14 protein-coding genes and 1 pseudogene are annotated in these 14,562 nt (G+C 70.8%); 8 read left to right on the top strand and 7 right to left on the bottom strand.

Translation table 11 applies throughout. From position 1 onward, the window contains the following. Positions 1-37: 37 nt before the first annotated feature. Positions 38-418 carry a YybH family protein gene (locus BS75_RS03740; RefSeq protein WP_034087172.1) on the bottom strand — a complete coding sequence of 127 codons (381 nt, stop codon included), beginning with the start codon at positions 416-418 and terminating at the stop codon, positions 38-40. Between the two features lie 110 nt (positions 419-528). Here BS75_RS03740 and BS75_RS03735 point away from each other — a divergent pair, with 110 nt between their 5' ends. The 5 genes from BS75_RS03735 to BS75_RS47775 all read left to right on the top strand — a co-directional run bounded on the left by BS75_RS03735 (position 529) and on the right by BS75_RS47775 (position 4,040). Next, positions 529-1,500: a helix-turn-helix domain-containing protein gene (locus tag BS75_RS03735; protein ID WP_052069150.1), complete on the top strand. Its 972-nt coding sequence runs from the start codon at positions 529-531 to the stop codon at positions 1,498-1,500. Positions 1,501-1,711: 211 nt separating this feature from the next. Next, positions 1,712-2,422 carry a hypothetical protein gene (locus BS75_RS03730; protein WP_034087171.1) on the top strand — a complete coding sequence of 237 codons (711 nt, stop codon included), beginning with the start codon at positions 1,712-1,714 and terminating at the stop codon, positions 2,420-2,422. A gap of 172 nt (positions 2,423-2,594) precedes the next feature. After that, a complete protein-coding gene (locus tag BS75_RS03725; protein WP_034087170.1) occupies positions 2,595-3,305 on the top strand; it encodes a hemerythrin domain-containing protein in 711 nt (236 codons plus the stop codon). An 84-nt stretch (positions 3,306-3,389) separates the two neighbouring features. Next, positions 3,390-3,701, top strand: coding sequence for an RICIN domain-containing protein (locus tag BS75_RS03720; protein ID WP_034087169.1), 312 nt, complete (start codon positions 3,390-3,392; stop codon positions 3,699-3,701). 183 nt (positions 3,702-3,884) lie between these two features. Continuing rightward, complete coding sequence (locus tag BS75_RS47775) at positions 3,885-4,040, top strand: hypothetical protein (RefSeq protein WP_156164203.1); 156 nt, start codon at positions 3,885-3,887, stop codon at positions 4,038-4,040. A 267-nt stretch (positions 4,041-4,307) separates the two neighbouring features. On the opposite strand, the gene BS75_RS03715 is transcribed toward BS75_RS47775, so the two are convergent. Next, positions 4,308-4,871, bottom strand: a complete 564-nt coding sequence (locus BS75_RS03715) for an RICIN domain-containing protein (protein WP_034087168.1) — start codon at positions 4,869-4,871, stop codon at positions 4,308-4,310. 109 nt (positions 4,872-4,980) lie between these two features. Between BS75_RS03715 and BS75_RS03710 the strand changes: the two genes are divergently transcribed. Then, the gene (locus tag BS75_RS03710) at positions 4,981-5,304 is read left to right on the top strand and encodes a hypothetical protein (RefSeq protein ID WP_034087167.1); all 324 of its coding nucleotides are present in this window, start codon (positions 4,981-4,983) and stop codon (positions 5,302-5,304) included. 1,188 nt (positions 5,305-6,492) lie between these two features. Here BS75_RS03710 and BS75_RS03700 read toward each other — a convergent pair. From BS75_RS03700 to BS75_RS49100, 4 genes are all read right to left on the bottom strand, one after another. After that, positions 6,493-8,280, bottom strand: coding sequence for an ATP-binding cassette domain-containing protein (locus BS75_RS03700; RefSeq protein WP_052069149.1), 1,788 nt, complete (start codon positions 8,278-8,280; stop codon positions 6,493-6,495). Next, positions 8,247-10,028, bottom strand: a complete 1,782-nt coding sequence (locus BS75_RS03695) for an ATP-binding cassette domain-containing protein (RefSeq protein WP_052069148.1) — start codon at positions 10,026-10,028, stop codon at positions 8,247-8,249. The genes BS75_RS03700 and BS75_RS03695 overlap by 34 nt, the downstream gene beginning before the upstream one ends. A 91-nt stretch (positions 10,029-10,119) precedes the next feature. After that, positions 10,120-10,251 carry an ALQxL family class IV lanthipeptide gene (locus tag BS75_RS49105; protein ID WP_197091894.1) on the bottom strand — a complete coding sequence of 44 codons (132 nt, stop codon included), beginning with the start codon at positions 10,249-10,251 and terminating at the stop codon, positions 10,120-10,122. A 71-nt stretch (positions 10,252-10,322) separates the two neighbouring features. Beyond that, positions 10,323-10,448 (bottom strand): ALQxL family class IV lanthipeptide, encoded by a 126-nt coding sequence (locus BS75_RS49100; RefSeq protein WP_197091893.1) that lies wholly within the window; start codon positions 10,446-10,448, stop codon positions 10,323-10,325. Positions 10,449-10,684: 236 nt separating this feature from the next. Between BS75_RS49100 and BS75_RS49900 the strand changes: the two genes are divergently transcribed. After that, positions 10,685-11,752 carry an MFS transporter gene (locus tag BS75_RS49900; RefSeq protein ID WP_081982078.1) on the top strand — a complete coding sequence of 356 codons (1,068 nt, stop codon included), beginning with the start codon at positions 10,685-10,687 and terminating at the stop codon, positions 11,750-11,752. Here BS75_RS49900 and BS75_RS03690 read toward each other — a convergent pair. Continuing rightward, positions 11,709-13,829, bottom strand: a pseudogene (locus BS75_RS03690) (tetratricopeptide repeat protein); the annotation flags it as partial. The gene BS75_RS49900 and the pseudogene BS75_RS03690 overlap by 44 nt on opposite strands. Before the next feature lie 516 nt (positions 13,830-14,345). Between BS75_RS03690 and BS75_RS03685 the strand changes: the two are divergent. Continuing rightward, positions 14,346-14,558: an MbtH family protein gene (locus tag BS75_RS03685; protein WP_034092343.1), complete on the top strand. Its 213-nt coding sequence runs from the start codon at positions 14,346-14,348 to the stop codon at positions 14,556-14,558. Positions 14,559-14,562: the final 4 nt, after the last annotated feature.

Here is a 14,562-nt window from a genome sequence, read left to right as displayed (position 1 = left end):
GGCCTGGACGCTGCTGACGGAACCTCAGGGCCCGGGATCAGGCGGTGCCGAGGGGGTTGAGCAGGGTGAAGCGCCAGGAGCCCGCCGCGTCGCGGTGAGCGATGTTGGCGGTGGTGCCGGTCGGGGCGATGCGTTCGCCGCCGGGGCCGTCGATCTCCATGGTCCAGTCGGTGACCAGGAGCGCGGTCTCCGCGCCGACGAGGGTGTGCCGGGAGGCATTGGTCAACCGGCCGTGGGCGGCGACGGTTCCGGCGATCTCCGTACGAAGCTCCTCGGCGCCGGCGATCTGCTCGCCGGACACCGTGCGCATGCCCGCGCCTGGGGCGAACAGGGCCAGCACGCCGTCGACGTCGCCGGCGTTCAGGGCGTTCTGGAACAGGACCGGCAGGGCGGCGGGGTCGGTGACAGCAGGGGACATGGTGATGGGTCCTCACTTCGGAACGGGGAGACGGTGGTGACGGCGGTTCCGCCGTGACTCCACGATGCCTCCGGGGCTGCCCTCCGGACGAGGTAGAGTCCTGACCTGAGATGGTCGAAAGTGGACAGCGCGACGTCATCGACATCGCCTATGAGAACCCCGACCGGTGGCACACCGGCGTCGAGGTGCTGACCTTCGACGCGTTGAAGCTGCGACTGAAGAGTTCGGTGGCCCGACGGCCGAGCCGACTGGACTTCCACCAGATCATGCTGGTGCGCGGTGGCGAGGGAACCGCGATGGTCGATTTCGTCGACCATCCGTGCACCCGGGGCACGCTGCTGCACCTGCGGCCCGGTCAGGTGCAGCGGCTGCCCTCCGCCGCGGCCGGCCGGCCGGCCGAGCTCGACGCCGTCCTGCTGCTGTTCACCGCCGACTTCCCGCCGCCGCTGCCGGTGACCCGCGAGGTGCTCGACGGGTTCGGGCCGGTGGCATGGTCGCTGCCGCCGGGGGAGTGCGAGGCCTTCGAACGCGCGGCGCTGGAGCTGGCGGCGGAGTACGCGGTGTTGCGGGACGGCCGGACCCGGGACGCCGACGCCGAGTTGACCGGTGTGCTGCTGCGCCAGCTGCTCGGTGCGCTGCTGGTCCGGATGGCGCGCCTCGGCGACCCGGCCGGCAGCCCGGTCCCCGCCGCGCCCGGGGCGGAGCTCCACCTCGCCTTCCGGCGCGAGCTGGAGCGCACCTTCGCCAGCACCCGCTCCGTCGAGGACTACGCGGCGCGGCTCGGCTACTCGGCCCGGACCCTGACCCGGGCGTGCCTGGCGGCCACCGGCCGCAGCGCCAAGCAGCTCGCCGACGCCCGGGTCGCCCTGCAGGCGCAGCGGCTGCTCGCCCACACCGACCTGCCGGTGGCCGCGATCGGCCGCTCGCTCGGCTTCACCGAGGCCACCAACTTCGGCAAGTTCTTCGCCCGCGAAGTGGGCGATACCCCGGGCGGCTTCCGAAGCCGCCAGCTGCCGCACCAGCCGTGGGTGCCGGATGAGAGTGGTCGCGTCGATGTCCCTCGCGGGTGGCGGCAGGTTTGAGTCCGGCGGCGGCTGAGGGTGTGGCCCGTGTGCTTCGCCGTGTTCGAGGCGACTGTGACTGCAGGTGGGATTCGCGCCTTCAGGCGTGTTCCTTCGCCTCGGTCAGTGTCTCCGACTTCGACACAAGCCCTCCGCCGGCTGTTGACTCGCCCCCGAGACGGAGCGTGCAAGCAAGTCGCCCTGACGGACCGGGCGGTGGCAGACTGCGGCAATGGTCATAACCGACAACTTCGCGTTGACGGCAGGCGTGGTGATCCCGGTCATCCTGCTGGCGGCAATTACCGAAGCCCGTGAGTTCGAGCAGAAGACGCGCGACCTCAGGTTGGTGGGGGACCTGACGGTCTCAGCGAAGGTGGCCGCCGACATCTTGGAGCGCGCCCGGCTCGAACCGGAGATGGACGAGGAGGAGAAGAAGCGGCGGCTTCAGGCTGCGCATGCTGCGGTGCTGACACCGAAGTTGGCCCTCAAGACTCTTGTCGGGAACCTGCGGGCGAAGGCCTACCTGGTCGTCGGTCTCGTCTGGGCGGTCACCCTCCTGGTCCTGGCCGTGTCCCAGATCGGGATCTTGATGTGGCTGGCGACCACAAGCCACAAGCCGAGTGGACTGCTCGCGGCCATGACGGTGTACGGCATTGCTGTCGCGATCGTCATGCAGGTCTTCGCCACCGTGCTTCGACTCAGCGTCAATGTGCCGACCAAGAAGGACATCGACGGCCTCCTCCAGAAAGCCGGCCCCCTCTTGGCCGCCGAACTGGAGAAGCTGCATCCCAAGTCGTCGGAATCCCCTTCACCCTCCACTGGCCACTCACTCGTGAGAGACGCCCGGAGGCGTGTGTCTCGGAGCGTTGTCCCGTCGAGGACCGTCGCCGGTCAACGCCGAGTACGCATCCGTGAATCCCGGAGGCGGCGTCCGGCCGATTGACCGCCGTTTCGCCGACGTCTCCGACCAGACTTGATCTACTGTCTTCGGAGCCCAGCAACGGGTCGGTGAGGTCCAGGGGACCCGCCCCAGTTGTCGGGCAGCGGGCGGCCGCTCCAAGCCGGTGCCAAGCGGTTCCAAGTCGTCTGCCAGTGGCGTTCGCACACTGGCCTGCATGTCATTCCACGCACAGCCGAACGCTGCCCCGACCGACACCCATCCGTTCACGCGAGAGATGAAGATGATCCACCGGATCTTCCGGCGTGAGTCCGCACTGATGCCGAAGCTGGTCGCGGCGGTCGCGGAGGGGGATGTCCGGCGCGCCGCCGTGCTGGCCGAGGCCTGGCGCAGCTACCAGCTGGGGTTGCATCTGCACCACTCCCACGAGGACGAGCTGCTCTGGCCGAAGCTGCTGACCCGGATGGAGCCGGACGCGGCGCGGGTACAGCGGATGGTGGAACAGCACCAGGCACTCGGCCTCGGGTTGGAGCGGGTGGAGGTCCTGCTGGTCGACTGGCTGTCGACGGCCTCCGTGGCAGGACGGGGGGAGGTGGTCCAGGCTCTCGTCGAGCACCACCGGACCCTCTGCGCCCATCTGGACGAGGAGGAGAGCGTGGTCATGCCGTTGGTCGAGCGTCATATCGGTGCGGCGGAGTGGTGGGAGGTCGGAGCGCGTGGTCTGGCCGCGACGCCCCGCAGCAAGAGACTGCTGGCGCTGGGAGCGATCCTGGAGGACGCCTCCGAGGAGGAGCGGCAGGACTTCCTCGGCAGGCTCCCCGGCCCGGCCCGGCTGGTGTGGTGGCTGGTGGGGCAGCACCGGTACCGCTCCCACGTGCGCCACATCCGCGGGAGGGACGATCGGGGCCTGCGGCCCGTCGGCTGGTGAACGCAGCGGCGGGGCTCAGCTCACCCGCACGCGACCGAGGGGCGCCGCCGTTGCGGCCGCGGCGGCGCGTGCCGCCGCAGCCAGGTGTGTGACGGCGGGCAGAACCAGCTGTGGGAATTCGTGCCGGTCACCGCCAACTCTTACAACGTCATCAACATGTACACCGGCGAATGCCTGGAGGACCACGGCTACGAGTCCGGGAACGGCGCCACCGTCGACCAGTGGACCTGCGGTGCCGGCTCGAACATGGACTGGACCTTTAGCAGCAGCAATCCAGGCTGGATCACCAACGCCAACGGCCTGGTCCTGGAGGTTCGCGGCAGCAGTACCGCCAACGGCGCCAGTGTCGACCTGTGGACCAACAACGGCTCCGCAACCCAGCAGTGGGATCTCTAACTGACCAGAGTCCACCGGCCCACGCCATTCACCATCGCCCCGGACCTGGTCGCGCACGCCGAAGCGGTCGCCCACGACCCGGAATCGGGACGACTGGACCTGCTCCCCGCGTCGACGAAGCAGCTGCGCCTGACTTCCGCCTCGCTGATCACCCGGATCAGCCGCCACACCGGTGACGGCGTCGTGCGCACCGTCCGAGTCCTGCCGCCCGGTGCCGCCGCCGGCAGTACCCCGGCCCTGGGGGCGGCCGACACCACGGCGGCCGCGCCACCGATAGCCGTCAAACCGCGCGAGCACTCCGTCGGCTACCGGCTGTTACCCCCGCGCAAGCGGAGGTGAACCGGCCTGTTCCAGGTCGCCTACGTGGGCCGCGCGGTGCTCTCCGCGCAGCGGTCTGTACCAGTGAGCGGCTCTGTTCCGTAGCCGGAATGCTGTTGGTGATCACCCCCATCCGGGGGTGCTCATCCTGGTCGAGGGCTCTGTCCCCGGGCCATGGCGGGGGACGGCGGCCCCACCTTCCGTTCGATCGGCCGGTGGGGCAACGTCGGGACCGGCCGGATGCCGCCGGACACGCACGCCGATCGGCTTCGCAGAAGTCCGCGTTCGTCAGTTCTGAAGACTCTGCTCGTCGGCGAAGGCGTTGTCGCCGACCGCGCTGGACCACTGCTGGTCTGCCGTGTAGTCGTAGCAGTTCCAGGTGATCGCATTGGCACCGTTCGCGGTGGAGCCCCCGGACACGCTCAGGCAGTTGAGGGGGTTCCGCTCGTTGACCAGCACCATGGTGCTACCAGTGTTGCTCTGGACCGACCAGTCCTGGTCGCTGTTCTGGTCGCAGCTCCAGGCCACGACCTGAGCACCCTCGGTCTCGGAGTCGTCCATCACTCCCAGACAGTCTCCGTTGCCGTTCTTGATGGTGATGTCGTTGGCCGCATTGCCGTTGTTGTGCGGGGCGGCGTACCACTGCTGGCCGGCCTCGCCGTCGCAGGTCCACATGATGACGTCGGAGTCGTGCTTGTTACCGGCCGCTGCCAGGCACTCGTTGCTGGACGGGCTGGCATTCCAGAGGTGGCCCGAGGCAGTGTCGGCGGAGGCGAAGGAGGCGTTCGCCAGGGACAGGGTGGCCACGGAGAAGAAGGCGCCGACGATCAGGGCTATACGCTTCGCGTTCATTTTCTTTACTACCTCAGCTTCACTTGTCTGCCTTGATCAATGTGCACCGGGACTGTAGCAGCGTGTGCCGGACGGCTTTCCGGGTGGTCCGCACCGAGCGAGTTCGGCCTTGCGGACGTCGTGGACCAGGGCCCACGGGACGAGGCTGATCGACCTCGGTACCCAGCGCACCGTCACCGAGATCGACAGCAACTGGTTCCAAGTCCTTCCGGACGATGTCTTCCTGCCGCCGGAGGTAAGGTACTCCGTGTCCACTGACGGGGTGAACTACCACCTGGTGTACGTCATACACAAGCCGGCCATCAGCGCCGACCTCCAGTCCAAGACGTACCGGGCGATCAATCTCGTAGCGACCGGTCGCTACGTGAAGATCGAGGTGGACGGGGGCACCGCTTGGACCAAGACCAATGAAGCCGAGGTGCGTGGACCGTAATGCTTCCCCAACACACCACAACCACCGCCGTCGGCGGTCGGGGGTGGACACGGTCGACCGGGGTGGCCCTGGCCGCGTGTGCCCTGGCGGTCCTCGGGCTCACGGCCTGCGAGCCCAGTTCCCAACTCACCATCCACAACGAACTGGAGGAGCAGGTCCAGATCAGTCATCTAGCTGTCGGAAGGCCCGGAGCAACGGCCGTCAGCGAGAACCCCGGCGTTGTGCTCCCGGGGGCGAGGAACCCGTGGGCTATCAACCTCGGTATTTCCAGTGGATGCCACGATGACATCGAGTACATCGCGACGACGCCGTCCGGGAAGACCTACACGTACGGCCCGCCAGTGTGCGTAGGCGGGACCTGGACCACCAAGGGGGACCTGGGTTCGTCCGGAGGATAGCTGACCATGCTCCAACAGCGGGCCTGCCGCCGGCGGGTCCGCTGCTCGGCTTCGGCGGAGTCGGTGGCCAAACCACCGCAACGTGGCTCCCAGCGGTCGAACCGGGCTCAATTCGCACTGGCGGGAGCGTCCTTGTTCCACCTCGGACGCCGTACAAGCCATTCGTAGCGCCCTCGCCACGCTCTTGGGGGCCGGACGGGTGGAGAAGTCGGCACAGTCGGGTACGGCCTTCCATGCCGCCGCAGTTTCCGCCTCGCCGCCCGGCGTGAAGGGCAGGGCGACACGGAAGAAGGCCGCGTCCAAGGCCACGAAGAACAAGGCGGCGGAGGAGAGCGATGGTTGCCAGGGCCCAGTTGCCGAATCGAGAACGGATGCAGGGGCGGCACGCCGCCTCCGATCCGGGCACGGTGCTGCTCGGTGGAGGATGCCGCCCGGTCGTCGACTGGCCGCACAGGAGCTGAACCCATGCACCCGCGATACTGACCGTCAGACTCGTGACAACGGCAAGTTCTTCGCCTTCGAAGTGGGCGAAACCCCGGGCGGCTTCCGAAGCCGCCCGCTGCCGCAGCAACGGTGGGTGCCGGATCACTGATCCATCCGGTGGGGAAATCCGGCGCCGGGTCGACGGTCGACCACGCGCTGTTCATCGCCACCGCGGACCCGCTGGACGCCATCAATCGACTTCCCACCGCTCGCTGGACAGACCCGACCCGGACCCCGGGGACCAGGTGGGGACCACCTGCTGTGCACGGGGGCGTACGAAGTGCCCGTTGATACGCGTTCCCGGCGGTCAGGTGAGGGTGGCGCGGTCGCCGTCGAGATGGAGGACGCGACGGGCGCGGGCGGCCGAGGAGGAGCGGTGGGCGATGACGACGAGGGTGCCGTGGCGTTGCTGGAACGCGGCTTCCGCGCGTCCCTCGGCGGCGCGGTCGAGGTGTGAGGTCGCCTCGTCGAGCACGACCACGGACGCGGGGGAGAGGTAGGTGCGGCCGAGGGCGATGAGTTGCCGCTCCCCGCTGGAGAGCGTCCCGACCGGATCGGGCAGCCAGGCGTCGAGGCCGCCGAGCCGGACCAGGAGAGGCAACATCCCGAGGGCCTCGGCGGCGCCGAGGAGCTCGGGATCCGTGAGCTGGGGGGCCAGGTAGCCGAGGTTGTCCCGGACCGTGCCGGGAAAGACGTACGCCTCCTGCGGGACCAGGGCGACCAGCCCCGGCCGGAGCTCCTCGGGGAGGTCGATGATCCGGCGGCCCGCGACCCGGACCGCGCCGGAGGTCGGCGCCCGTGTCCCGGCGAGGAGTTGGGCGAGTGTGGACTTGCCGATGCCGCTGGCGCCGACGATCGCAAGGTGGTCGCCGTGGGGGATGGTGAGGTCCAGGTCGCGCAGCACCGGCTCCGCGCCGGGGCCGTAGGCGAAGGTCAGTGACTCGACGGAGATGTCCGGGGTGATGCAGGGCCCGGAGGTCTGCGTCGGCCTCGGGGTTGATCTCGGAATTGATCTCGGAGTTGATCTCGGGGTCGGTGCGCCGGGAAGCGTGTCCGGCGTGGGCACGGGTGCGGCCTCGGCCAACCGGTTGAGCAGGACGCCGAACTGGCTCCAGTAGCCGCTGACTGTGCCGGTCATGAGCTGCAGGGCCGGGATGACGGATCCCGAGACGTAGGTGACCGCGCCGATCAGGGCGCCGGTGGTGACGGCGTGGACGTCCGTCAGGTGCCCGCCGACGAGCAGCAGGCCGAGCAGCGGGACGTACCCGCCGACGAGCACGACGGGTGTGCGCAGCGCGGAGGCCTGCCCGACCCGGACCAGTGAGCGGCGGGCCGTGTCGACCCGCTCGGCCACGAGTGCTGCCGCCTGCTCCTCAGCGCCGAGTGAGGTGATGTCACGTGCGCAGGTCAACGCCTCACCGCTCTGCCCGGCGACCTCCTCCGCCGCGAGCACCGTGGCGCGGCGCAGGCCGGTCAGCCGGCGCATCGACCAGCCGAACACCGCGACTGCCGCCCCCAGGGGGACGATCACCAGGAGGGCGAGGAGACGATCGAGTGCGGCGAGCCCGGCCGACGCCGCGATCAGGGTCACGGCCAGCGGCCGGGCGGTGCGCAGCAACGCCCCGGTCAGGTCCCGCACCGAGTCGATCTGGCTGCTGAGCCGGGACACGCCGGCGGTGTCCGGGCTCTGGTCGGAGGTCGTCGCCTGCAGCAGGGTGTTGTGGACGACGTGGTGGGTGAGACGGTCGCGCATCGGCTCGATCACGGCGGCGAGCGAGGTGAGAACGGCGCGTTCGGCGACGGCGCGGACCACGTACAAGACGGCGAGCACACCCAGCCAGGCGAGGCCGATGCCGGGCCGGCCTCGGAGGAAGCCGTCATTGAGAGCGACGGCGGTCACCCAGCCGGAGGCGAGGGCGGGTGCCGACTCCGCGACGGACAGGGCGGCGATGCGCCGCAGCGGCCGACGGCCGTCGCGCAGCGAGTCCGCCAGCAGAGCGACCGCGGTCGGGCTCAGCCCGAGGTGTGTGGCCAGGGCGCCGTGTGCGGCCGCCTTCGTCGTCAGCTGGTGTGTCGCAGGCCGTCGGCTGCGCATGGCTGCTCCGTGTCCAGGTCGGTGGCGTCGGTACGGTGGGCGTCGGCGGGGTCGGCGTCGGCGGCGTCGGCGGCGTCGGCGAAGACGGCCCGGTAGCCGGGGTCGGCCCACAGGGCGGCGTGGGGAGCGAGGGCGCGGATGCGTCCGCGGTGCAACCAGGCCACCAGATCGCAGCAGGCGGCTGTGGTGGGGCGGTGGGTGACGACCAGTCGGGTGCGGTCACCGAGCCGTTCGGTGACGGCCCGGCTGACGAGGTTCTCAGTGACGGTGTCGAGGCCTGAGGTCGCATCGTCGAGGACGTGCACGAGGGCCGGGCGGGCCAGCGCTCGGGCGAGTCCGACGCGTTGGAGCTGTCCGCCCGACATCGGGGCGAGCGCGGGCGGGGTCCGGTACCCCCCGGGCAGGCAGCGGATGAAGCCGTCTGCCCGGGCGGCGCGGGCAGCGTCCTCGGCCGCCGGGTCCGGGAGGTCGGTGCGGCCGAACAGGATCGCCTCGTGCAGGGTGCGCCCGGTCAGGGCCGGGCGTTCGAAGGCGTAGACGACGGTGCGGTGCAGTGTGGTCAGGTCGAGTTCGCGCACGGGGACGCCGCCGATGCGGACCTCTCCCTCGTCCGGGTCGGCCAGCCGGCCCAGCAGCGCGGCGAGCAGGGTCTTGCCCGATCCGGTCACGCCGACCAGGGCCACGGAAGCCCCGTCGGGGATCTCCAGGTCGAGCCGGTCCAGAACGCGTCGGCCGGCCCGGCGCACGGTGACGCCGTGCAGTGAGACCGCGCCGCTTGGGGGCCGGGCAAGGCGCGGGCCGCTCACGGGGAGCGGAAGGTCCAGGACCGCGCCCAACCGGGCCGCGCCCGCGCGGGCCTGGGCGAGGTTCAGTACCGTGTCGATCTGGTCGAGCAGGCCGGAGGCGAGGGCCAGGTAGCCGTAGACGGCGAGCAGGCCGCCGGGGGCGAGCCGTCCGGCCGTCACGTCCGCTCCCGCGGCGGCGAGGACGGCGATGTCGGTCAGGGCCAGCAGCAGCCCGATCTTCCAGACCGCGCCCCGCTGGATCCGCCAGATCGCGTGCCCGGCCGCGGACAGTTCGGGCAGCGGGGTGAGGACGCGTCGCGTCTCGACGTCGAGGGTGCCGGCTGCGCGGATCGTGCGTGCCCCGGCCAGTGCGCTCACCAGCGCGGTGACCACCCCGATCCGGGCAGCCAGATAGCGTGCGTCGGCGTCACCGGCAGCGGTGACGAACCGGCGGGCTACCAGCGCGGAGAGCGGTGACAGGAGGGCGAAGACCAGTCCCGCGCGCCAGTCGGTCAGCCACAGTGCGGCGAGCGCGCCGGCGGAGCCGAGCGCCGACACGGCGGTCCCGGCGGCCTGCGCCGGGAAAGCGGCCGCCTGGGGGGCGGCCTGGACCATCTGGGTTACGGCCTCGCCCACGGGCAACGAGGTGCGCGGGCCGAGCGCCAACAGGTGGCGCACTGTGCGCATGCGCAGCCAGGCGGAGGCCTCGGCGGCGACGGAGACCGACAGCAGCGACCCGACGACCTCGCCTGCCGCGCCGACCGTCAGCGCGGCCGCCAGCGCCGCGACCGGGCCGCGGAGGTCGCCGTGCCGGACCACCGCGTCGACGGCCGAGGCCGTGAGCACCGGGACCGCCAGTCCGGCGGCGGCTCGTACGGCGAGTGCTGCTGTGAGCAGGGCCAGGCGTCGGCGAGCGTGCAACGCGGTAGCTGCCAGCAGCCGTCCGCCGGTGGTGGCGGGCATGAGTGCCTCCGTGGGAGGGAGGGGCGGGGATGACCGGGGCCGCGGTCGGAAACCGTCCGCGGCCCCGGGACACCGGCGTTCCACCGGCGTGCTACATGTCGCCGGTGTCCAGGCAGGTGGACTGGCAGGAGCCGCCGCAACTGCGCGTGCACGTCGCCACGCAGCCCTGGGCGGACTCGTGCTCGGCGGGGAGTTCCTGGAGTGCGTCGAGGTCGAGTTCCATGATCGATCACCTCCTTCTCGGTCGCTGGTCGGTCGAATGACGGACCGTCGGGTCCGCGCCGTTCCGGGCCGCTACGCGGCGCCGGTGTCCAGGCAGCTGGACTGGCAGGACTCGCTGCAGGTCCTGGTGCACGTGAAGGAGCAGGCCAGTTCCTCTTCGGCGGGGAGTTCCTGGAGTGCGTCGAGGTCGAGTTCCACGGGTGATCACCTCCTCTCGGGGTGGTGGGGCCGGCCCGCGGGAGTGCGGGCGGCGGTGAGGAATCCGGTCACCGGAGAGCGCCTGCATCAGCCTCGTCAGCTCCATCGAGACCAGCGGTGGCGGCGGCGGCAAGGGCTGACCGAGGCCCAGTGGTGGGGCGGTTCCGGTGCCTGAGCGCCGGAACCGCCCCACCCGTCCGGTCGAGCTGTTTCGGAACCTGGAAGGAACCCCTCCCATGCGGCTCGGTGACATCAGAGACTTCCGCGTGCTCTGGATCAGCGGCCTGCTGGCGGGCCTGGGGGCGCAGATGTCGGCGATCGCACTGCCCCTGCTGGTGCTGCGGCAGACCGGTTCCGCCGTCCAGGCCGGCGTGGTGGGGAGCGTCTCGGTCGGCGCGCTCCTGTTCACCATGCTGCCCGGGGGCGCCCTGGCCGACACGGTCGAGCGGAGGCGGCTCATGCGCGTCTGCGACGCCGGCAGCACCCTGGTCGTGGGCGGGTTGGCGGTCTGCGTCCTCGCCGGTCGGCCGCCGCTGGCCCTGATCCTGTTGGCCGCCGCGGTCGGCGCGGCGATCAACGGCGTGTACGGGCCCGCCGCCCTCGGGCTGCTGCGCGCGGTCGTACCCGGCGAACTGCTCGGCGCCGCGTCGTCGCGCATGCAGGCCAGGGGCGCCGCGGCCCGGCTGGTCGGCCCGATGGCGGGCGGGATGCTGTACGCCGTGCACCCGGCGCTGCCGTTCGTGGGCGAGACCGTGTGCCTGCTGTCGTCCACCACCTGCCTGGCCTTCGTCCGGACCCGCTCCGCACCGGAGCCGGGCGCCCGTTCGGCGTTCTCCCGGGCGGAGTTCGCCGCCGGGCTCTCCTTCCTGTGGGGTCGCCCCTACCTGCGTACAGTCCTGCTCGTCTTCGGCCTGGGCATGAACGCCGCGTTCAGCGCCCTGATGTTCGTCGCCCTGACGCGGGGTCGGTGCCCCGGGGCTCACGACGGTGCGCAGGCCAGCCCGACCACGGTGCGGATGGTGGGAAGGTCCGGTCGGCCCGCTGTCGAGGTTGCTGCCCCCTCGATCGGTTCGGCCACCGGCCCGGGATCGGTGACCGTGATCAGGAGGGCGACTTCGACGGGACCAGGGCCTACGGCAGTTCGCGGAGCAGGTCCAGGACCTGAGTGGCTTCTGGGAGTTGTAGTGCGGCGAAGCCGGTGTGGGCTTCCTCCCAGGCTCGGCGGGCCGCTTGGTGGTCGTCGGCGTCACGGTGTACACGCCCGAGTTTCAGCAGCGTGTCGGCGACGCGGTAGGGGTGTTTGATCTCCCGCCAAAGATCTGCGGAGGCGTTGAGGGAGCGCTCGGCCGCGTCGAGGTCCTGCAGCTGGTGGTGGATCTCGCCGAGGGCTGCCAGCGCCCGTGCCTCGCCCGTCGGAATGCCGTGCTGTCGGGCCAGTTCGAGTGACCGGGCGTAGGTGCGTGTGGCCTCGTGGTGATTGCCGAGCTTGACGTCGCATTCGGCCAGGTTCTGAACGGCGACGATTGCGGGGAAGGGATCACCGATCGCGCGGGCGAGATCGACGCATTCCTGGAAAATGGGTCTCGCGTGTTCGAAGTCCCCGAGGACGGCGTAGTCGATGCCCAGGTTGTTGAGCGCGGACAGCTCTCCCTGCCGGTCCTCGGCCTGGCGGAAGAGAGCCAGCGCGTGCCTGTGGAGGTCCAGGGCCGGGTTGAGGTCCCGCTTCTGCCACGCCAGACTCCCGAGCCCGTTGGTCATGTGAGCCTCCGCGAGCTGGTCGTCCAGACGACGTGCGCTGACCAGGCCGGCGTTGTGCGTGGCCTCCCAGGCGCCCCACTGGGTGACCAGTCCGTAGAAGGGGCGAAGGACCTTGGGCAGCTGCCACGCCACGACGTCCAGACCGTGTTCGGCGGCGAGCAGCGTCGCCGCGGTGAGGTTCGCCAGCTCGGCCTCGCACCAGGTCTTGGCCCGGTCCGAGTCCTCGAACACGGGTAGCGGTGCATCACTGGCCCTCGGGCCCAGGTCGATGGGGACGGCCTGGAGCTGGGTGACCGACACCGCCCGGTCGGCGGAGTGGAGGAACCACGTCACCAGCCGACCCACCGCTTCCCGCCGCCGACGGGGCGGCAGGTCCTCGGTGGCGAGTTCGGCCGCGAGCAGGTGCACCAGGTCATGCGCGGCGTAGCGGCGCGGGCCTGTGCATTCGAGCAGATGGGCGTCGGCGAGACGGTCGAGCAGTTGCTGCGCCTCGCCCGGGTGGACCGCGAAGAGCGCGGCTGCCGCAGGGGTGCTGATGTCCGCGCCGGTCCACAGACCCAGGAGTACGAACGCCTCCCGCTCACGGGAGCCGAGCGCACCGAGGCTGACCGCAAGGGTATTGCGCACTCCCCGGTCTTCGAGCTGGAGCTCGTCGAGCAGGCGGCTGCGGTCCGTCAGACGATCCGCCAGGGTGCGGATCGTCCAGGTCGGCTCGGTGATCAGGCGCGCCGCGGCGATGCGGATCGCCAGCGGGAATCCGCAGCAGGCAGCCAGGACCTCGGCCGTCGCCTCAGGTTCGGCGGCGGCAGCCGATGCTCCGGCGATGCGCTCGAAGAGGGAGCGGGCGTCGGCGGAGCTCAGGGTGTCGAGGGTGATGCGGTGGGCGCCGTCCAGCCCGGCGAGCCGGTCCCGGCTTGTCACGACGACCGCGGAGCCCGCGGTGCCGGGTATCAGCGGCCTGACTTGCGAGACCCCGCTGGCATCGTCCAGGACGACCAGGATCCGACGATCGGCGAGCAGGCTGCGGTAGGCCGCCGCCCGCGCTTCTCCATCGTTCGGAACGGTCCCGGGGTCGGCTCCCAGAGCGACGAGGAATTGGCCCAGGATGTCCGCAGGTTCTGCCGGGACCTGGCTGGCACCGCGCAGGTGTGCGTAGAGCTGGCCGTCAGGGTAGTGAGCCCGCATCAAGTGTGCCGCGTGCACCGCCAGACTCGTCTTGCCGATCCCGCCGGCGCCGGTCACGGCTGAGAGCACCACCGCCACCGCGCTCTGCTCACCACTCGGCGGGAGCAGAGCGGAGCTGAGCGCGGCCACGTGGTCGCTCCGGCCGGTGAAGTCCGGGAGGTCGGCCGGCAGCTGGAAGACCGCTCTTCCGGGGACGGCAGCGACTCGGGCGGCATCGGGATCGTCCACCTGCCCCGCCCGAGCGATGAACTTCGCCCGTTGCGCAGGAGTGAGCCCCAGCGCCGCTGCCAGACGCGCCGCCGACGACAAGCGCGGCAGGCGTCGTCCCCGCTCCAAGGCATTGATCGCGTGAGTGGAAACCCCTGACTTGTCAGCCAGCTCCTCCTGGGTCCAGCCGGCCCGCAACCGATGGCTGCGCAGCAGTTCGCTGAAGTTCATGCTCCGACCCCCGTCTGTCGTGCCGCGTCGCGGAGCGTTCCGCCGCGTGGTTCCGGCACGACCTGGGCCGACCCTAAGGGTCAGCTGATCCGTAACGCCATACGAACGCCATATCAACGCCATGGAGCGAGGGGCGACCGCATAGGAGGCTGGGTCCGCGCGGACTCGATCAACCCACAAGATCGTCGGGCCATGTACCGCGCACTTGCGGGCCGTTGTGGCCCGACGCCGTTGCGATGGGGAGAACGTGCCACCAGGGTCTGGAACAACCGCGCCGAGAACTCCCGCCGACCGACGAGGCGGCGGGAACGCGCGATGAAGGGCTTCGGCTCCGTTGGCGCGGCCCGGCGGTTCCCGTCGGCGTTCCGCGGCATCCCACCCCACGCCCGACCACGCCGACACCTGCCGGCCGTCGGCGAACACGGCCTCGAACTGACCGTCCGCTTCACCATCTGCAACCACATCACCGGCACCGCCGACCTGTCCGCAACAGCGCACCCGACGAAAGGGCTCATCATGGCCAACCCCTTCGAGGACCCCGACGCCCGATATGTCGCTCTCGTCAACGACGAGGGCCAGTACTCGCTGTGGCCGGCAGCCATCGCCGTCCCCGCCGGGTGGACGGTGGCGGTCGAGGAGTCGACCCGCGCCGAGTGCCTCGCGTTCATCGAGGAGGCGTGGACCGACATGCGGCCGCTGAGCCTCGTTCGGGCGATGAGCGACGTGTAGGCGG

The sequence above is a fragment of the Streptacidiphilus albus JL83 genome (assembly GCF_000744705.1).
Classification (GTDB): domain Bacteria; phylum Actinomycetota; class Actinomycetes; order Streptomycetales; family Streptomycetaceae; genus Streptacidiphilus; species Streptacidiphilus albus.
This window is presented reverse-complemented; position numbering and strand designations above follow the sequence as displayed.